We start from the raw sequence: 19592 nt of genomic DNA, 5'->3' as shown, positions 1-19592 counted from the left end.
TGACCGTGGCCGGGCTTCCCGTGGATTGTCCGCCCCGTGCGGGAAGCACCGGCCGCCTACAGAGTAAACGGGGTTCTGAAGGCTCCCGGCACGGCCGAACCGGGGATAGTGTCGCTGGGTGGGTTTCGAGGTGCGTGTCGATACTGCGGGTGCGGTCGAGATCGTCCGAGCGGCAGCAGGATTCGGCTGGCGTTGGGGTTCAGGAAATGTATCCGAATTCGCCCGGCTGGTCGGATGGAGTAGTCCGCAACCGGTGGGCACGCTCCGCCATGGGCCGGTCTTCTCCCGTACCGGGCTGTCCGTGTGGTGGGACTCGGCCATGTTCTGGGGTAGCGAACGCGGACTCGACCATGTGCGCGTGACCATTTCCGACTGCCCGGCCCCCAGCGAGTTCGGCAACCGAGAACTGTTGGACGCGGCCCTGGCCCGCACCGCCGCCGAGTTCATCGAGCGCTGGGGCGATCCGGAGAGGACCGCCGTGGGCCCCGCCGAGGGTATGGCATGGCGTTTCCCGACGGTGTTCGCGGGCCTGACCATCGGCGCGGATACCGTCGATCTGCTGCTGGTGAACCCGACCGCCCAACGGTATTGGATGGAACGCCGACACGAGACCGCGCGTCGACGCGCCGCCGCGGGCGCCTGGACCCGTTTCGCCGAGAACCTGGCGGGTTTTTTGGAGACGCTGCCGGTCGACGCGCGACTGCTGATCACCGCGCCCGGCGGACGTTTCGTACAGTTCGAGGCTGGGCCGACACGGCTGAGCGGTGAGCTGGCCCGCAGCGAATTCATCGATCCCGCCTGGCATTACGGCCCGGAGGCGGAGCAGCGGCTGATCGAGCAGGGCTGGACGCCGCCGCGTGAGGCGAACTGGACACGCACGCTGTCCCGGCGGGCCGGCGCCGTGGCCATGAGCGAGCTGGCCCTGCGCACCGTCGACACCCTGCGCACGGTCGGGGTCACCGCGGTCACCGAGCTGGTGGCCGACGCCTGGGTCGAGGGCGGCGCGGATCTGGACCTGACCCCGCTGGGCATTCCGCCGCACCCCACCTCCCGCACCCAGCGCGCGGAATTCCTGCGCCGCCAAGCGGTCTCGGAATTCGATGCCGAGCCGCTGCGGGTGGATGTGCCCGCCGGGGTCGAGATCGCCCGCGCGGCGCGGGCTTTCGATTGGACTTGGACCCGCGCCGATTTGGACGGCTTCGCCGCCGCCATGGGCTGGAAACCGTTGCACGACCCCGATAATGGCGATCGGACCGTGTGGGCCGATACCGCGCTGCGCGTGGACGATCCGCGCGCCCGCTTCTGCTTCGACGGCGACCGGCTCGAGGCCGTGTGCGTGACGCTCAGCGACAGCATCGAATCGTTCCTCTACGACGAGGGCCTGCCCGCCGAGGTGCGGGAGCAGCGCACGGCGGCCCAGGCCCGCGCACTGGACGGCTTCCGCGCCGAATTCGGCGCGCCCCGCCACGCGGTGCTGGGCCAGACGCACGGCCCGGCCTGGCCGGACGCCCGCCTGACCCTGGGCCTGGTCACCGAGCCGGACACCGTGGAGCTGTACCTGGTGCGCCCGGGCGAGCGCGACCGCCGCCTCGTCATCGAGCAGCAGCGGGCCGCGCACCGCGCCCACGATCGCGAATGGGCGCAGTTCCATGAGGAATTGGCGGCCCTCATCACCGATCTCACCGACTCCGGACAGCTCACCGTGGACGCCGGGGAACCGCACCGGGCCCGCGTCGACCGCGACGAGGACCTGCTGCGCCTGGAACTGGCCGGCGCCACCGCCCGCGAATTGTCCCCGCGGGTACTGAGATTCATGCTGCGCGACGGCTGGCAGCATCCCGACCATCGCTATCCGCTGTGGCACATCGATCTTCACCTGCCGGCCCTGCCCCGCGACCTGCGCCGGCTGGCGCGGCTGGCCGTCCTGCCGCTGCGCACCCTGATGTCGCCGCAGGCCCACCTGCGGGTGCTGGTGAACGGCGAATACCAGCCGGTGCGCACCCCCTCCACGGGCGCGATCGGGACGCAGCCCTCGCCGCCGGACGCCTAGAGTCGAAGCATGATCGACAGCGAGGACATGCGCGTCACCCGGGCGGCCTACGACGAGGTGGCGGAGCTCTACGCCAAGCTCTTTCACCGGCAGTTGCGCGCCAATCCCTTCGATCGGGTGATGCTGGATGCCTTCGCGGAAGCGGTGCGGGACAACGGCGGCGGCCCGGTGGCCGATATCGGCTGCGGGCCCGGACGGGTCACCTCGTATCTGGCGCAGGCCGGGCTGGAGATGTCCGGGGTGGATCTGTCACCGGAGATGATCCGGCTGGCCCGGGAGGAGTGCCCCGATATCCCGTTCGAGGTCGGCGCGATGGAGCGGCTACGGTACGGCGACGCCGCGCTGGCCGGCCTGGTGGCCTGGTACTCCATCATTCACATTCCGCCGCAGCGGGTTCCGGCAGTGCTGACCGAATTCGCGCGGGTGGTCCGCCCCGGCGGAATCGCTGTGTTCGCCTTCCAGGCCACCGACGAGCCCACCGGCATCCGGGATTACGCGCACAAGGTCGCCCCCGCCTACCGTTGGGCCCCGGACACTTTCGCCGAAGCCTTGGCCGCCCATGGCCTCCGAGTCACCGCCACCCTGTCCCGCGAGGCTCGGCCCGACGAGTACACCCCGCACGCCACGGTGCTGGCCGTCAGGGTCTGATCGGCTCCGGCTCCCGCGCCGCTCGCTCATCGAATTCGGTTCGAGCAGCGGTGATTTCATCGGCGTGCCGCAGCGCCCACTCACCCATGGCATGGGTTATCCGCCCCAGGTCAGCCCCGAGATCGGTGAGCGTGTACTCGACCCGGGGCGGCACCGTCGGATACACCGTCCGCCGGACGAGCCCGTCGCGTTCCAGGTCGCGCAGTGTGCGGGTGAGCATCTTCTGGGTGATGCCGTCGAGGCGGCGGCGCAGTTCGTTGAAGCGGATCGGGCCGCCCTCCTTGCGGAGTGTGCCCAGCACCAGCAGCACCCACTTGTCGGCCAGCACGGCGAGGATGTCGCGGGCGGGGCAGCGCCGCAGGTAGCTTTCGACCAGATTTCCGGATGGCTCCCAGTCGGAGACGGTATCCATGAGGTACCTCGGGATCGCAATAGTGCCTTCTTCCCGAAAGATACTATCCGCGCGCAGGATCGAGTTCATGAAAGCGATCAGTCAGCGCACCCTCGGCGGACCGGACGTGCTGGAGACGGTGGAAATCGATATTCCGCGACCGGGCAGTGGCGAGGTGCTGGTGCGGGTGGCCGCCACCTCGATCAACGCAGCCGATTGGAAGCTGCGCTCGGGCGTGGTCACCAAGCTGGGCCCGCCGCCGTTCACGCTGGGCTTCGACCTGTCCGGTGTCGTGACCGAGGTCGGCTCCGAGGTCACCGAATTCCGGCCCGGCGACGAGATTTTCGGCAATGTGGTCAGCCGCGCCGGCGCGTACGCCGAATATGTGGTGACACCGGCCGAATTCCTCACCCACAAGCCCGCCCGAATCGACCACGCTGTCGCCGCCGCGCTGCCGACGGCGGCACTCACCGCATGGCAGGCACTCACGGATGTGCGACCGAAACAACGGGTTCTGGTGCACGCGGCGGCAGGTGGGGTGGGTCATCTGGCGGTGCAGATCGCCAAGGCGCGCGGGGCATACGTGATCGGCACCGCCCGCACGGTCAACCACGAGTTCCTGCGCGGGCTCGGTGCCGATGAGCTGATCGATTACACGGCCACCGATTTCACCACGGCGGTCTCCGCTGTGGACATCGTCTTCGACCTGGTCGGCGGCGATTACGCGGCTCGGTCCCTGCGTGTGCTCACCCCGCACGGCCGGATGATCGACGCCCAGGGCGAGGAGCCGCTCGTCGATCCCCGCTATCACCGCCACTACTTCACCCCGTCCGGCGCGGACCTGAAGGAGATCGCGAACCTGGTGACGGCCAGGCGGCTGCGCGGCGAGGTCGAGCGAGTCATGTCGCTGGCCGATGTGGCCGAGGCGCACAAGCTCGCCGAATCCGGCCGGGTGCGCGGCAAGATCGTCCTCACCGGCTGGAACGGCTGATCCGGGTATCCGGCCATCGGGATATGCGGTGCGCGGGCCGCGTACGGCGCATACGGTCGCGGGGAGACCGCGTTGATCAGGGAGTAACGGTGACGGACTGGAACGAAGAAGTCGATGTCCTGGTGGCAGGGTCGGGCGGCGGCCTGGCCGGGGCGTATACGGCGGCCCGCGAGGGGCTGACGGTGGCGGTGGTCGAGGCCACCGACAAGTTCGGCGGCACCACCTCGTTCTCCGGTGGGGGTGGGGTGTGGTTCCCCTGCAATCCGGTGCTGCAGCGCGCGGGCGCGGACGACACCGTGGAGGACGCGCTCACCTACTTCCGGTCCGTGGTCGGCGACCGCACCCCGGCCGAGATGCAGGAGACCTACGTCCGCAATGGCGCCAAGGTCATCGAATACCTGGAGCAAGACGAGGCTTTCGCCTTCCAGATGTTCCCGTGGCCGGACTATTTCGGGAAGGCTCCGAAGGCGCGGCTGGACGGCAAGCGGCACATCGTCCCGGCGCCGCTGCGGGCCGCGAAGCTGGGTGAGTTGAGCGCCTCGGTGCGCGGGCCACTCGGCACCGACCGGCACGGCGATCCGCAGCCGGACTACCTGATCGGTGGGCGCGCCCTCATCGGCCGGTTCCTGCTGGCGTTGTCCAAATACCCCAATGCCTCGCTCTACCTGAACTCCGCGCTGGTCGAGCTGGTGACCGAGGCGGGCGCGGTGGTCGGCGCGATCGTGGAGCGCGACGGCGAGCGCATCGCCATCCGGGCCCGCAAGGGTGTGCTGCTGGCGGCGGGTGGCTTCGAGAGCAATGACGAACTGCGGCAGCGCTACGGCGTGCCCGGCGTGGCCCGGGACACCATGGGGCCGTGGGGGAATCAGGGTAGGGCGCACGAGGCGGGCATCGCGGTGGGCGCGGACACCGACCTGATGGATCAGGCGTGGTGGTCGCCGGGCCTGATCCATCCGGACGGTCGGGCAGCGTTCGCGTTGTGGTTCACCGGCGGCATCTTCGTCAATCAGGCCGGTGAGCGTTTCGTCAACGAGTCCGCGCCCTACGACCGGCTCGGCCGCGACATCATCGAGCACCTGAAGGACGGGTCGGCGACGCTTCCGTTCTGGATGATCTACGACGACGCCGAGGGCGTCGTGCCGCCCATCAAGGCCAGCAATGTGCCGATGGTCGACGCGGAACGCTATATCGAGGCGGGCCTGTGGAAAACCGCCGACACCCTCGAGGGGCTGGCCGCCGAGATCGGTGTCCCGGCCGAGGCTCTGGTGGCCACCGTAGCCCGCTTCAACGAATTCGTGGCCCAGGGCGTGGATCCGGACTTCGGCCGCGGCGACGAGGCTTACGACCGCGCCTTCTCCAATGGCGAACCCCCGCTGGCCGCGATCGTGAAGGGCCCGTTCCATGCGGCCGCCTTCGGCATCTCCGATCTGGGCACCAAGGGCGGGCTGCGCACCGATACCGCCGCCCGCGTGCTGAACACCGAGGGCGCGCCGATTCCGGGCCTGTACGCCGCGGGTAACACCATGGCCGCGGTGAGCGGCACCGTCTACCCCGGTGGTGGCAATCCGATCGGCGCGTCGGTGCTGTTCAGCCACCTGGCGGCCCTCGACATGAGCGCCCGCTGACCGCTTTCGCCGCCCGGAGTGTGATGCGATGGGCCCATGACGCGAGCGGGATATGACGTGATCGTGGTGGGCGGCGGCCACAACGGCCTGGTGGCCGCCGCGTACCTGGCCCGGGCCGGACGTTCGGTGCTGGTGCTGGAACGCGCGGACCACACCGGCGGCGCGGCCGTCTCCGAGCGGGTGTTCCCGGGCTTCGACGCCCGGCTTTCCCGCTACTCGTACCTGGTGAGCCTGCTGCCCCAGCGCATCGCGCGGGACCTGGACCTGAGTTTCGAGACCCGCAAGCGGCGCGTCTCGTCGTACACGCCGATCGGGAATACCGGCCTGCTGGTGGACAACGGCTCCGAGGCCGCCACTCGCGACAGCTTCGCCCAGATCACCGGTTCGGAGCGGGATTACACGGCCTGGCAGCGCTTCTACGCCATGACGGGACACCTCGCCGAACGCGTCTTCCCGACCCTGACCCAGCCGCTGCCCACCCGCGCCGAATTACAGCGCAGGGTGGACGATTCCGCGGCCTGGGACGCGATTTTCGAACGGCCCCTGGGCGAATCGGTGGAGGCGACCTTCACCGACGACACCGTGCGCGGCGTGGTGCTCACCGACGCGCTCATCGGCACCTTCACCCACGCCCACGATCCGTCGCTGCGACAGAACCGCTGCTTCCTCTACCACGTGATCGGCGGCGGCACCGGCGACTGGGACGTGCCGGTCGGCGGCATGGGCGCGCTGACCGGCGCGCTGGCGGCCGCGGCTCGCACCGCCGGAGCCGAGATCCGCACCGGATGCCTGGTCACCGGCATCGAAACCGATGGCGGCACAGCCGAAGTGCGCTTCGCGGACCGGAACGGCGAGGGTGTCGCGGCTGCCCGTCACGTCCTGGTGAACGCCGCGCCGTATGTCTTGGCGGGCCTGCTGGGTGAGCAGGCCGGCAAACCCGAAGGCGCACAGTTGAAGATCAATATGCTGCTGCGACGACTACCGAAACTCCGTGATCCGCGGGTAGATCCGCGCACCGCGTTCGCCGGGACCTTCCACATCGCCGAGTCGGCGACCCAGCTCGAACGCGCCTATCGGGAGGCGTCCGCGGGTGAACTGCCCGCGGCGCCGCCGTCGGAGATCTACTGTCATACCCTGACCGACGAGTCGATTCTCGCGCCGGAACTGAACGAACGCGGCTTCCACACCCTCACTCTGTTCGGTCTGCACACTCCCGCACGGCTTTTCGCCGATGACCCGCGCGGCGCGAAAGACCGTCTGGTGGATGCCACACTGGCGCAGCTGGATTCGGTGCTGGCCGAACCCATCCGCGACTGCCTGGCCCTGGATGGCGAGGGTAACCCGTGTCTGGAGGCCCGCACGCCGGTGGAGCTCGAGCACGAGCTCAGCATGCCGGGCGGCCATATCTTCCACGCCGATTTGGCTTTCCCCTACCGCGCCGACACCGATGACACGCCCGCGGCTCGCTGGGGCGTCGCCACCGGCCACCCCAACATCCTGCTGTGCGGGGCGGGCGCGGTGCGCGGCGGCGGCGTCAGCGGCATCGGCGGTCACAACGCCGCCATGGCCGTCCTCGAACAGGGCTGAGCGCTTCGAACCAGCGTGCGCTCAGTCGAGCCCGCCGTGCTCGGCGTCCCAGCGGGCGCGGGCCGCGGCCACCGCGTCCATGTGCGCACGAGACCAGTCGGCCAGGTAGAAGGCGACCTCCGCCAGGCTCTCACCCATCTCGGTGAGCCGGTACTCCACCTGCGGGGGAATGGTCGGGTAGGCGGTGCGCTCCAGAAACCCGTCGCGCAGCAGCCTTTTGGTGGTGAGCGTGAGCATGCGCTGGGAGATGCCCGGCACGGCGCGCTGGAGTTCGCCGAACCGCCGCACACCCTTGCGCAGTTCGACCAGCAGCTGGACGGTCCATTTGTCGCCGATCCGGTCCAGGGTGTCGCGAATGCCGCAGTGGTCATCGCCACATGGCCCGACCGGGGCGACCGCCGCCGCCTGTTCGGTTACCGCGGTGTTCGTGACTGACAGTGAAGTGCCTTCTTCCCAGGTCGTCGCCGTCGTCGGATGCTCGGTCAGGTCGTGGTCCACGACCCTCTCAACGCAAGGAGTAGCGCAATGATTCTCGTGACCGGTGTTTCCGGCGCCCTGGGCGGATTGATGCTGGCGGGCCTGCGCGCCCAGCCGGATCTGGAGGTGGTGGCGGGCACCCGCTCCGGAGACGGCCACACCGCCCGCCGCATCGACTTCGACGATCCCGGCACACTGGCCTCCGGCTTCGACGGTGTGGACACGCTGGTGTTCGTCTCCGCCGGATACGCCGAGGACGATGTGGTGACGGCCCGGCACGGCGCGGTGGTGGCGGCCGCGGCGGCCGCCGGGGTGCGGCACGTGATCTACACCAGCCTGTCCGCGTCGACCCACCACACCACCATCGCCGTCCCGCACCTGTGGACCGAGAAGCAGCTGGCCGCGGCGTCTTTCGACGTCACGGTGCTGCGCAACGGGTTCTACAGCGAGCTGCCGGTGAGCCTGGCCGCCGGGGCGGCCGAATCCGCCGCGGCCACAGGCGTTTTCGCGGCACCGTTCGGCACCGGCCGGATCTCCGGGGTGTCGCGGGAGGATCTGGCCGCGGTCGCGGTGCGGGTGGCCGCCGAGATCGAACGCGACCTGCGCGCCGGTTCCGGCAGCGCGCACGCCGGGCGCACCTACGAACTGGAGGGCGTGAGCTCCCTCAGCGGCGCGGAGATCGCCGAGGTGCTGAGCGAATCACTCGGCCGCCCAGTGGAATACCGGGATGTGCCGCTCACCGAGCTGCGCGACGAACTGCTCAGCGGGGGACTCGAACCCTACCGGATCGGGCACACGATTTCGCTGTTCTCGAACCTGAAGGCGGGATTCCTGCACGCCTCTCACAGCGATTTGCCCGCGCTGCTGCCCACGGTCGCGCGCTCGATGCGCGAGGAGATCGCGGAGGCGGTCAGCGGACCGGTAGCAGCTGGGTGATCCGCCGGCCGTGCCCCGCACCCGGTTCGAGCACGTGGAGAGCGCCGCGCTCGCGGAACGGGCCCGCGGCGTATACCGCGACCTCCGACGCCTGTTCGCGGTACATCAGCGGATGGGTGCGGTAGGTGCGCTGCCGGTGCTCATGCTGGTCGCTCGCACCCCCATCATGTCCGACGCGGAGCGCCGATCGGGCCGGGAAGTCGCGCGATCGGCTAGGAGGTGCGGCGGCCGTCCGCGCCGTACTGGCCCATGATGTCCGAGCAGCAGCGAATGAAGTACCGCATGACCTGATCGGCCTCGGAGGCATCCGGCCACACCACCGCCACCCGGGTCGGGCCGATGCCGTGTACCGGCCGGAACACCACGCCCGGGTACTCGGTGCGGGCGGTGGAAGCGGGGGTGAAGCTCACGCCGAAGCCATTGGCGATGGCGCGCAGCCATTCCTCGGTATTGCGGGCGATGGCGCCGATGATGGCGGTGTCCGCGGGCCGTGAGTCCAAGCCCATCCAATAGTCGCGCCACCAGCCGGTTTCCGCGGGCGAGGCGACATACGGCTCGTCCCACAGCTCCCGGAAGGCGATGTCGTCGCGGTCGGCCAGCGGATGGTCCTCCGGCAGCGCGATCCAGCGCGGCTCGGCGAACAGCTCCCGCAGGTGGTATTCGCCCTGGCCCGGAAAGGGCAGGCGCAGCAGGGCGACATCCACATCGCCCTCGTCCAGCCCGGCGGTCGGATCGGTCCATCCACCTTGATGCAGATCGACCTGCCAGTCCGGGTGCAGGCGGTGAAAGACCCGGATGATCTCCGGGATGTGCCCGTCGGCAGCACTGGTCACGCAGCCCAGCCGCAGCACCCGGGAGGCGCGGCTGGCATCGCTCTTGGTGTCGCGCAGGATCCGGTCCCAGGACGCCAGCAGCGCCGGAACCTGTTCGGCCAGGACCTTGCCGGCCGCGGTCAGGGTCCAGCCCGCGCGGGACCGAATGAACAGCTCCACGCCCAGCTGCTGTTCCAGCTGTTTGATCTGGGTCGCCAGCGCGGGCTGCGCGACATGTAGTCGCTGCGCCGCCCGCGGCAGGTTCTCCGCATCCGCGACTGCCAGGAAGTAACGCAGCAGTCGCGTGTCGATATCCATGCCACCAGGTTAGGAAGAGGGCAACCGGTAGGCATACCCCATTGCTTGTAAGCCGAGATTCGGGACGGATGCCGGTGCCCGGCGGCATGGGTTCGAACGGGTTCTCGGCGCTGGTCGCGCTGGGCGTACCGGTCGGCCCGGGCCCGATGTCCTCGACCCGACAGCCGCCGCTCGAGGACATGGTCGAGGACCGGCCGGGACCCGACCGGTGGGCACGCGACCGGGAACCGGGGCGAAACTCAGCGCACCACCGGCAGTTTCGAGCCCGGATCGGCGAGCCAGAGCAGCCAGTACGGGGCGAGCAGCGCGGCGAACTCGTCATAGCCGGCCGCGCCGGGGTGGTACCCGTCGCCGGCGGCGATATCGCGCATCCAGATGCGGTTCTCGCGCAGCGGCTGATGCGCCCGCAGGTAGGGCACCCCGGCCTCCTCGCACAGGTCGGCGTAGCGGCGGTCCAGTACGAGCAGGCGGGCATTGTGCTCGTCGTCCACATTGGGCGGCGGCGCGACCACCAGTGCCTGCCAGCCCTTTTCCCGCGCCCGACGCAAGATGTCGGCCAGATTGCGCACCGAGTCCCCGGAATCGATTCGGGGACGGCCGTTCTCGATCTGGGTATCGTTGACGCCGGTCGAGATCACCACCCGGCAGTCCGCGCCCGCGGGGAGCCGGGGCTCGCATTCGGCCTCCCAGCGCCCCCGCAGCTCGGTGCTGTTCTCGCGGCGGATGCCCAGGTTGTAGTAGGTCAGCGGCTGTCCGGCCGCCGTGGCCCTGGCCGCGAGCCGGCCCGCCCAGCCCAGGCATCGCTGATCACCGACTCCCGCGACGAAGGACTCACCGACGAAACAGACACGCAGATCGAGCACGGCCCGATCCTCGCACGCGCGTTCGCGATCCATCGAGGACTCGCATCAAGCCGGAACAACACCGAATCCGCAGGATGCGGAGACGGCCGCCGCCCGTCTCGCGATTCCGGACTGCGGCTTGACAGACCTCCGCCTCGGAGCCGGGAGAGGGAACGAATCGAGACCGCGGCTCCATGGACCTGCGCCGGGACCGCGAACCCCACCGGAGCGGAGCGGAGGGGTGAATCGAGCACTGTTACGGTTACCAGCGTGTTGGGTGGCTGGTGATCCCGTCGCCTGCCGCATACTCACAACGAGCCGACCATGGGACCACAGCCGTTCCCACGATCCGAAAGCGGAATAGGACATGCGAGTCGACGGGCGGGAGATTCCCGTCTCCGGCAGCCTGCTGCAGCCGCGGATCCGCCGGACCAGTGACATTCTGCGCGTTGTGCTGTCCGCGCTGTCGGTGGCCATTGTCATCGCCGGATCGCTGATCACCAGGCCGCAGTGGGAGGCGCTGGAGCGCTCGGTCTCCGGCATCGTGGGGTTCCTGACACCGGAACAGTCCAACCTGGTTTACATCGTCTACGGCATCGCCATCCTGGCGCTGCCCTTCGCCATCCTGGTGCGGCTGGTACGTCGCCGGCACTGGAAACTGCTGGCGGGCTTCCTTTCCGCGGGCCTGATCGCGCTGGGGCTGTTCTCCATCACCGGCACCGGCTTCTCCGCGCCGCGCTGGCATCTGTCGGAACCGGGGCAGGTCCACACCTTCCTGTCGCAGTTCCTCGACGATCCGCGTTGGATCGCCATGCTGGCCGCGGTGCTCACGGTGGCCAGCCCGTGGCTGCCCGCGCGGGCGCGGCGCTGGTGGTGGACGCTGCTGCTGGCCTTCGTGCCGATCCACCTGTTCGTCTCGCTGGTGGTGCCCGCCCGCGCCGCGCTCGGCCTGGTGGTGGGCTGGCTGGTGGGTGCGGTGATCGTGCTGGTGGTCGGCACCCCCGCGCTGGAGGTGCCGTTGGAGGCGGCGGTGCGGGTGCTGGCCCAGCGCGGCTTCCGGGTGACCGCCTTCAGGGTGCTGCGCCCGGCCGCCCGTGGGCCACTGGTGCTTTCGGCGAGCACGGTTCCGCAACCGGAGCTGAGCGCCCCACCTGACGGCGCGCCCGCCGCGGCGGAGACCGCGAGGAAATCCGGTGAATCCCATTCGCCGGACAATGAATTGATCATCGAGATGTACGGCGCGAACCAGCGCAGCCGCGGCATGCTGCAACAGTTCAAGCGCTGGCTCACGATTCGCAGCGGCGAATACCCCGCGCCCTTCACCTCCATGCGGCGCGCGGTCGAACATCGGGCGCTGATGGGTTTCGCCATCGCCGATCTGGGGCTGGCCAGCAACAAGCCGCTCACGGTGGCGGCGCTGGACCGCGGCTGGATGGTGTACGCGCACACCGTTCCCCAGGGCCGCCCGCTCACCGCCGCCGATGGGGAGCCGACCCTGGCCCGGGTATGGCGGGCGTTGCACAGCATGCACCAGGCCCAGATCTCGCACGGTGAACTGCGGGCCGAGGAGATCCGGGTCCTCGAGGATGGCACCGTGCTGTTCGGCGGGTTCGTCCAGTCCGAATTCGGTGCGTACAAGGTGCGTTTCGACTCCGACGTGGCTCAGCTGCTGCTGTCCTCGGCCGCCCTGTTCGGCACCGGCCCGGCGGTGCGCACCGCGCTCGAAGTGCTGGACAAGCGGGCCGTGCTGGACGCCTCGGCCCGGCTCACCAAGACCGCCGTGCCCACCCACGTCCGCAAGGCGGTGCCCGACGCGGGCGAGCTGATGAAGTCCATCCGCGAGGAGGTGGCCGCCCAGACCGGACAGGACAGGATCGAGGCCGCGCAGATCACCCGTTTCTCGCGCAATCAGATCATCCAGCTGGTGCTGCTCATCGGCCTGGTGTACGTGGCCTATCCGTATATCAGCGCGGTGCCGACCTTCGCCTCGGAGCTGCGCAACTTGAACTGGGGCTGGGCGCTGCTCGGTCTGACCGTGTCCGCTCTGACCTATGTGGGCGCGGCAATGGCATTGTGGGCGTGTGCCTCCGAGGCGGTGAAGTTCGGCAACCTGCTGCTCATGCAGATCGCCAACACCTTCGCCGCGACCACCACCCCGGCGGGCGTGGGCGGTCTGGCGCTGAGCGTGCGCTTTCTGCAGAAGGGCGGCCTGGGCGCGGTGCGGGCCACCGCGGCGGTCGCGTTGCAACAGACGGTGCAGGTGGTGACCCACGTGGTGCTGCTGCTGATCTTCGGCGCGCTGGCCGGAACCTCCACGAACCTCTCGCATTTCGTGCCCAACGCCACCGTGCTGTACCTGGTGGCGGGTGCGCTGCTGGGCCTGCTGGGCGCGACCATGTTCGTCCCCAAGGTGCGCAAGTGGCTGCTCAACGAGGTGCGCCCGCAGCTGGCGGATGTGATGGGCCAGTTGAAGGACTTGGCTCGGCGGCCCGCCCGGCTGGCCATGATCCTGGGCGGGTGCGCCACCACCACGCTGGGCATGGCGCTGGCCCTGTGGGCGAGCATCGAAGCCTTCGGCGGCAGTACGACTTTCGTGACCGTCACCATCGTCACCATGGTCGGCGGCACCCTCGCCTCGGCCGCCCCGACCCCCGGCGGTGTAGGCGCCGTCGAAGCCGCCCTCATCGGTGGTCTGGCCGCGTTCGGGGTCTCGGCGGGGATCGCGGTCCCCGCCGTCCTCCTCTACCGCGTGCTGACCTGCTGGCTGCCGGTGTTCTGCGGCTGGCCGATCATGCGCTGGCTCACCGCGAAGGACATGATCTGATCGGTCTCCGCCCCTGGCGCCTCGCGCCCGTCGCGGTGGCGACGAGCGGGGGAGACCGGGACAGAGTCGGGTCTATTCCGAATACGCCTTGCGCAGTTCGACCTTCACGACCTTGCCGCTGGCGTTGCGGGGCAGCTCGGGCACGACCACCAGGTGCTTGGGGTGCTTGTAGCGGGCCAGGGACTCGTTCAGGAACGGTTCCAGCTCTTCGAGAGTCAGATCGTCGGCGCCCTCGACCAGCGCGACGACCGCGACCGGCACCTCGCCCCACTTCTCATGCGCGCGGCCCACGACGGCGGCCTCACGGATCTTGGGGTGCGCGAAGAGCACGTTCTCGATCTCGGCGCAGTAGATGTTCTCACCGCCGGAGATGATCATGTCCTTCTTGCGGTCCACCACATAGATGAAGCCCTCCTCGTCCTGGCGGACCAGGTCGCCGGAATGAAACCAGCCGCCGTGGAAGGCCTCCGCGGTGGCCTCGGGCTTGTTCCAGTAGCCCTGCATGAGAGTCGGTCCGCGGTAGACGATCTCGCCGACCTCGCCGGGGGCGACATCGTTCATCTCGTCGTCGACCACCCGGGCCTGGATGGTCGGGATGGGCAGGCCGACCGAGCCGATCTTGCGCAGCGCGTCCTTGCCCTCGAGCACGCAGGTGATGGGCGACATCTCGGTCTGTCCGAAGACCGCCACATTGACGGCGTCGGGGAAGCAGTCGGCCATGGCTCGCAGCACCGAGTCCGACGCCGGGGCCGCGCCCCAGCTCAGCACCCGCAGCGCCAACTTGCGCTGCTTGACCGTCGGCTCCTCGCAGATGAGCTGCCACTGCGCCGGAACGCAGAAGGCGGAAGTGGCCTGTTCGGCCTCGACGGCGTCCAGGAATTCGGTGGCGTCGAACGCGCCCAGCGGGTGCAGGACGGTCTTGCAGCCGAGAATGAAAAACGGTGTGAGACTGCCCAGTCCGGCGATGTGGAACAGCGGCGAGGTGCAGAAGCCGATGGTGTCGGCGGTGACCTCGGTGGCGCGGATACAGGTCAGCCCCTGGGCGTTCATGTTCGCGAAGGTGAGCACCGCGCCCTTGGGGGTGCCCGTGGTGCCCGAGGTGTACATGATCAGGCAGGGGGAGTCCTCCGGGATGTCCAGCGGCGCATGCGGTTCGCCCTCCTCGGCCAGGAAGTCGTCGTAGCCGATGACGCCGTCCCCGGTCTGCCCGTTGATGACGACCACGGTCTCGAGCTGCGGCGCCTGCGCGGCCACGCCCACCGCCAGCGGCCGCAGCACCGAGTCGGTGACGACTGCCTTGGCGCCGGAGTCGGCCACGATATAGGCGACCTCGGGCGGGGTGAGCCGGAAGTTCACCGGCACCGCGATGGCGCCCAGGGCGTTGATGCCCATGACCGCCTCGATGTACTCGGTGTAGTTCAGCGCGAGGATGAGCACACGATCGCCGAACCCGACCCCTCGACGGGACAGCGCGTCGGCGAACTTCTCCGACCGCTCGTGCAGCTGCTTCCAGGTGGTGTCCACACCCTTGAATCGGAACGCGACGTGGTCGGGCCGCATCGCCGCGTGGGTCGCGATCTGGTTCACCCAGTGGTTGCGACGTGACCGGATCGGCTCGTCTAGCGGCTGGAAGGTCATGCGGTGTCCTTTCACGCTGATCGACCGTGAGAATACCGCTTAACTTTCTGACGTGACAAGGGTTACAGAGAAGGTTTCACCGAAAACTTCTCATAGCTTCATTCAGCAGCTCAGAGCCTGGATAACGACGTGGGTAGCACCCGCATCAGCGGGAGGTTATCCCCAGCCGCGCGGGTGATGCACACCATTGTGTGCAAACTTCGACTCACATCCGGGTTGTCGCCCCATATGCAACCATGCGACTATCGGGACAGTTCGCGAGAGGCAGGGAGAGGACAGCGCCCATGGCACTGAAGACCAGATTCACCGAGACCTTCGGGGTCGAGCACCCCATCGTGCAGGGCGGCATGATGTGGGTCGGCCGCGCCGAGCTGGCGGCGGCCGTCTCCGAGGCGGGCGGTCTCGGCATCATCACCGCGCTCACCCAGCCCACCCCGGACGATCTGCGCCGCGAGATCGACCGCGCGCGCGAGCTGACCGACAAGCCCTTCGGCGTGAACGTCACCATCCTGCCGTCGATCAAGCCCCCGCCGTACCAGGAGTACGTCCAGGCGATCATCGAGTCCGGCGTGAAGATCGTGGAGACCGCCGGGTCCAACCCGGAGCCCTTCCTGCCGTACTACAAGGAAGCCGGCATCAAGGTGCTGCATAAGTGCACCAGCGTCCGGCACGCGCTCAAGGCCCAGAAGATCGGCGTTGACGGCGTGTCCATCGACGGCTTCGAATGCGCCGGTCACCCGGGTGAGGACGATGTGCCCGGCCTGATCCTGATTCCGGCCGCCACCAGGGCTCTCGACATCCCGGTCATCGCCTCCGGCGGCATCGCCGACGCCCGCGGCCTGGTCGCGGCGCTGGCACTGGGCGCGGACGGCGTTAACATGGGCACCCGCTTCATGTGCACCCAGGAGTCGGCCATCCACCCGACGGTCAAGGAGCAGATCGTCGCCAACTCCGAGCGGGCCACCCAGCTCATCTTCCGCACCATGCACAACACCGCGCGCGTGGCGGACAACGAGATCAGCCGCAAGGTCGTCGAGATCGAGAAGGCGGGCGGCACGTTCGACGACGTCAAGGACCTGGTCGCGGGCGCCCGCGGACGCCGGGTGTTCGAGGACGGCGATCTGGACGCCGGCATCTGGTCGGCCGGTCAGGTGCAGGGCCTCATCGACGACATCCCGACCTGCGGCGAGCTGGTGTCGCGGATGGTGTCCGAGGCGGAGGCGCTGATCCAGCAGCGGCTCGCGGGCATGATCGGATAATTCCGGCGAAAGTCGGTACGTCCCAGACAAATACGACGAGAGCCCTTGGATTTCATACCAAGGGCTCTCGTCATTCCGGCTATCACCGGCCGCAAGATGCGTCATGCTTTCAGTACACGACGGATGCGGCGGAGGTGCCTGAAATGGCAATCACTCGAATCTATCTCGACGATGACGCGCTGCGCCGGGCCATGGCCATCTCGGGCGTGCACTCCGAGCAGGACGCGGTGAACCTAGCGCTGCGGTTCTTCAGTACCCACGCCGCCGCGGCTGATTTCAACCACCCGTTCCAGGCGCGCACAGCCTCGTGAACGCGGGAGTGATGGCCTCCTGCTCCTCGGGGAGGACGGGTAGGCGCTGACCCACACAGCGCCAGGTGACGGATACCCTTGTACGAGAGCTTTTCTGGCAGCGGCGAAACCTTGGCAGAATCACCGTGGTACCTCGACGGCCGACAGCGCGGACACGGGAGGGCATTCCTGTGCGGCACAGTACGAGAGCATCGAACGATCCCACCCCCTTCCCCCGGGTGTCGATCGTCGGTGTCGGCTGCCGGTCGACGGGTCCGGACTTCGATCACGAGTGGTTCGGCATGGACCGGCTCGAGGCCGCCGGGCTCACCCCGCGCCAGCGGGCGAATCTGGAAGTGGCCGTGGAGGCCCTCGACGATTCCGGATTGGGCTGCCTGGCACCGGCTTCCAACGCCGCCGTCGTGTTCGGCGCGGTCGGCGGGACCAATAGCGCCCATCATCTGTCGAGGGCCCTGGACCTGCACGGCCCCAGCCTGACCGTGGACAGCCAGCGCGCCTCGCCGCTGGTGGCCGTGGACATGGGCGTCCGACTGCTGGCCGACGAATCCGTGCCCTTCGTCATCGCCGGCGGCGTGGATCTCGCTCTGCTACCGGACATTTCGGACCTTCACATTCCCGGGCTCCGCACCGGCTCCGGAGTCTGCACCGTCCTGATCCTCCAGCGCACCACCGACGCCGAACGCACCCGCACCCGCCGCTACGCCGAAATCGGCGGCCCCGGACTCGGATTCCCGGAGGCCGACGGCCCCGACCCACACATCGCCCTCGACGATCCGGCGCGCTCCGACGCCGGCCTCGACCGCGGCGACGAACCGCCCATCCTGCTCCCTCTCACCGGGCGCGACCAGGCCGCCATCCACGACCTGGCCCTGCGCTGGGCCGTGGCCGTCGGCTCCTACCGCTCCCTGCGCGAATTCGCCGCCGCCACCGCGCGACTCGTCCCCGAACGCACCCGCGCCGCCGTCCTGGCCCGCGACACCGCCGAGGCCGCGGCCCGGCTGCGCACCCTGGCCCGCCGGATCGCCACAACCACGCCGGCCGCGCGGCCACCGGACGCGCCGACCGTTCCCCTCACCGCGCCGACGATGAACGAGACCTTCGGCCCGGAACAGTCCTGCCGCGCCGGGCGAATACTCTTCCTCTTCTCGGGGACCGGCGCTCACCCCCGCATGGGGCGGGCGTTGGCGGCCCGGTATCCGGTCTTCGCCACCGCGCTGACCGCCGCTGTCGATGCCGTGGCGCAGGTCGGTGGCCCACGCGTCTGGACCCCACGGTACGGATTCGGCCGAACCGGCGCGAACGGTGCGGCGGCCACGCATCCATCGGCCGAGGAGTCGGATCGCACCTCGCCGCTTGTCGCCGGTGCCTCCCATTCCCGCGGCGGTGTGGATGATCCACGCTGGGCTCGGCCGCCGCGAGGCACCGAGATGCACGGCGGCAGCGGTATTCCCAGCCACCCCGAGATCGTGTTCCGCCACGCCGCGCTGTTCGTGTTCCAGGTGGCGCTGGCGGAATTACTGGAGTCCTGGGGTATTCACGCGGACGCGGTGGCCGGACACGGCGTGGGCGAGGCCGCCGCGGCGGTCGCGAGCGGCGCGCTGACGCTGGACGATGGCGCGCGGGTGGTGTTGGCGCGTGCGCGGCTGCTCGAGCGGGCGGACGGGGCCGGAGCCGCAGCGGTGCTCGAAGCGACGCCCGCCGAGGTGAACCGACTGGTCGAGCCCATGCGCACCGAAGTCGCGGTGGCCGCGGTGGACGGTAATGCCATTACGGTGTCCGGCGAACCGCGCTATATCGACGCGTTGGTCCGGCGAGCGCATCGCCGTGCCATCTTCGCTCAGCGGCTTCCCGCCGATGCCCTGCCCGAACCGTCTCACTTGCCGATGGTGCGCGACCGTGCCGCCGAATTGCGCTGCGCCCTCATCGATCTCACGCCCGGCACACCGTGGCGGCCGCTGTACTCGGCCACTCGCCGCGGCCTCGTACTACGGCCGCCGACCCCGGGCGCGCCAGCTGACCGGACCGACCGTCCGGCCGGGTATGACCAGAGCGAGGGAACCCGGACGGACAGCGGCTACTGGGCCGCCAATGTCTCCGGCACGATCGAACTCGCCGCCGCCTTGGAATCCGCTGCCGCCGACGGGATTTCGACGGTTCTCGAAATCGCCCCCGGTGCGGTGCTGACCTCGGCGGTGCGCGAACGCAATGCCCTGCGGGAGGGCGCCCACGCCGTGCTGTCGCGCGACGACGAGGCGGGGAGTTTTCTGCGGACCATCGCGCGGCTGTACCTCGAGGGGCGAACGGTGGACTGGACGGCGGCGGGGCCGCTGACGGCCGCGCCGCCGCAACGGCAATGGCGGAGAACGGGTTCGGGCGGCGAGCGGCGACGGCCGGAGGGGTATCGGGCGGAGCCGGCGTTTCCGGCGGTCGAGATCCGGCCGGAGGGGACCTATGTGGTCGCGGGCGGGCTCGGACCGCAGGGCGGGGCCGCGGTGCGGTGGCTGCTGGAAGCGGGGGCGGGCGACGTGGTGGTGCTGACCCGCACCCCGCGGCCGCTGCCGCCGGGGCTGATCCGGATGGAGGATCGCATCGTGGTGGTGCGATGCGATTGCGCGGATCGCACGGATCTGGCCACCGCGCTGCAGGACATTCGCGAGTGCGGGTCCGCCATCCGGGGTGTCGTCCACGCCTCGGGGGAGACGCGGCTGGTCGCGGCGGCGAACCTGCTGGAGCTGACGGCGGCCGATCCCACCGACTTCACCGTGCTGCTGACCTCGGTCCCCGGGGCGGCCGAGCCGGAGGCGGTGCGGGAACTGGCCGCGGCGCAGGCGGATCGGCGCGTCATCTGCGTGGAGTGGGAGGTCGGGCCCGCCGCCTGAGGCA

The 19592-nt window shown here is 69.5% G+C and carries 15 protein-coding genes; 10 read left to right on the top strand and 5 right to left on the bottom strand.

Going from position 1 to position 19592, the window contains the following annotated elements; all coding sequences use genetic code 11:
- The first annotated feature begins 118 nt into the window (after window positions 1-118).
- Together GLP40_RS34870 and GLP40_RS18080 are read left to right on the top strand one after the other, a co-directional pair.
- Window positions 119-2050, top strand: a complete 1932-nt coding sequence (locus tag GLP40_RS34870; RefSeq protein WP_328290324.1) for a DUF6301 family protein — start codon at window positions 119-121, stop codon at window positions 2048-2050.
- Window positions 2051-2059: 9 nt separating this feature from the next.
- The gene (locus GLP40_RS18080; protein ID WP_154789128.1) at window positions 2060-2698 is read left to right on the top strand and encodes a class I SAM-dependent DNA methyltransferase; all 639 of its coding nucleotides are present in this window, start codon (window positions 2060-2062) and stop codon (window positions 2696-2698) included.
- Here the strand turns inward: GLP40_RS18080 and GLP40_RS18075 are convergent.
- Window positions 2688-3110 (bottom strand): winged helix-turn-helix transcriptional regulator, encoded by a 423-nt coding sequence (locus GLP40_RS18075; protein WP_154789127.1) that lies wholly within the window; start codon window positions 3108-3110, stop codon window positions 2688-2690. The genes GLP40_RS18080 and GLP40_RS18075 overlap by 11 nt on opposite strands.
- Window positions 3111-3177: 67 nt before the next feature.
- On the opposite strand from GLP40_RS18075, the gene GLP40_RS18070 reads away from it, so the two are divergent.
- The 3 genes from GLP40_RS18070 (at window position 3178) to GLP40_RS18060 (ending at window position 7292) form a co-directional block, all read left to right on the top strand.
- On the top strand, window positions 3178-4080 hold the full coding sequence (locus GLP40_RS18070; RefSeq protein WP_154789126.1) for an NADP-dependent oxidoreductase: 903 nt from the start codon (window positions 3178-3180) through the stop codon (window positions 4078-4080).
- Window positions 4081-4169: 89 nt separating this feature from the next.
- The gene (locus tag GLP40_RS18065; RefSeq protein ID WP_328290323.1) at window positions 4170-5705 is read left to right on the top strand and encodes an FAD-binding protein; all 1536 of its coding nucleotides are present in this window, start codon (window positions 4170-4172) and stop codon (window positions 5703-5705) included.
- A gap of 36 nt (window positions 5706-5741) precedes the next feature.
- On the top strand, window positions 5742-7292 hold the full coding sequence (locus GLP40_RS18060; RefSeq protein ID WP_154789124.1) for a phytoene desaturase family protein: 1551 nt from the start codon (window positions 5742-5744) through the stop codon (window positions 7290-7292).
- 21 nt (window positions 7293-7313) lie between these two features.
- On the opposite strand, the gene GLP40_RS18055 is transcribed toward GLP40_RS18060, so the two are convergent.
- Window positions 7314-7790, bottom strand: coding sequence for a winged helix-turn-helix transcriptional regulator (locus GLP40_RS18055; protein ID WP_328290322.1), 477 nt, complete (start codon window positions 7788-7790; stop codon window positions 7314-7316).
- A gap of 27 nt (window positions 7791-7817) precedes the next feature.
- On the opposite strand from GLP40_RS18055, the gene GLP40_RS18050 reads away from it, so the two are divergent.
- Window positions 7818-8705, top strand: coding sequence for an NmrA family NAD(P)-binding protein (locus tag GLP40_RS18050; RefSeq protein WP_154789123.1), 888 nt, complete (start codon window positions 7818-7820; stop codon window positions 8703-8705).
- Between the two features lie 212 nt (window positions 8706-8917).
- On the opposite strand, the gene GLP40_RS18045 is transcribed toward GLP40_RS18050, so the two are convergent.
- Window positions 8918-9835 carry a LysR family transcriptional regulator gene (locus tag GLP40_RS18045; RefSeq protein ID WP_154789122.1) on the bottom strand — a complete coding sequence of 306 codons (918 nt, stop codon included), beginning with the start codon at window positions 9833-9835 and terminating at the stop codon, window positions 8918-8920.
- A gap of 239 nt (window positions 9836-10074) precedes the next feature.
- Complete coding sequence (locus GLP40_RS18040) at window positions 10075-10698, bottom strand: GDSL-type esterase/lipase family protein (protein WP_328290321.1); 624 nt, start codon at window positions 10696-10698, stop codon at window positions 10075-10077.
- A 346-nt stretch (window positions 10699-11044) separates the two neighbouring features.
- Here GLP40_RS18040 and GLP40_RS18035 point away from each other — a divergent pair, with 346 nt between their 5' ends.
- On the top strand, window positions 11045-13501 hold the full coding sequence (locus GLP40_RS18035) for a lysylphosphatidylglycerol synthase transmembrane domain-containing protein (RefSeq protein WP_154789120.1): 2457 nt from the start codon (window positions 11045-11047) through the stop codon (window positions 13499-13501).
- Between the two features lie 72 nt (window positions 13502-13573).
- Here GLP40_RS18035 and fadD5 read toward each other — a convergent pair whose 3' ends face one another.
- The gene (gene fadD5, locus GLP40_RS18030; protein WP_154789119.1) at window positions 13574-15139 is read right to left on the bottom strand and encodes a fatty-acid--CoA ligase FadD5; all 1566 of its coding nucleotides are present in this window, start codon (window positions 15137-15139) and stop codon (window positions 13574-13576) included.
- A gap of 284 nt (window positions 15140-15423) precedes the next feature.
- Here fadD5 and GLP40_RS18025 point away from each other — a divergent pair, with 284 nt between their 5' ends.
- From GLP40_RS18025 to GLP40_RS18015, 3 genes are all read left to right on the top strand, one after another.
- Window positions 15424-16398 (top strand): NAD(P)H-dependent flavin oxidoreductase, encoded by a 975-nt coding sequence (locus tag GLP40_RS18025; RefSeq protein WP_196054719.1) that lies wholly within the window; start codon window positions 15424-15426, stop codon window positions 16396-16398.
- A 143-nt stretch (window positions 16399-16541) separates the two neighbouring features.
- On the top strand, window positions 16542-16709 hold the full coding sequence (locus tag GLP40_RS18020) for a type II toxin-antitoxin system VapB family antitoxin (RefSeq protein ID WP_154789118.1): 168 nt from the start codon (window positions 16542-16544) through the stop codon (window positions 16707-16709).
- A 218-nt stretch (window positions 16710-16927) separates the two neighbouring features.
- Window positions 16928-19588, top strand: a complete 2661-nt coding sequence (locus GLP40_RS18015; RefSeq protein ID WP_154789117.1) for an acyltransferase domain-containing protein — start codon at window positions 16928-16930, stop codon at window positions 19586-19588.
- Window positions 19589-19592: the final 4 nt, after the last annotated feature.

Origin of the sequence: Nocardia aurantiaca, from assembly GCF_009708175.1 — a bacterium.
GTDB lineage: Bacteria > Actinomycetota > Actinomycetes > Mycobacteriales > Mycobacteriaceae > Nocardia > Nocardia aurantiaca.
Note: the sequence above shows the minus strand (reverse complement) of the source record. Positions and strands in the feature narration are given on the sequence as shown.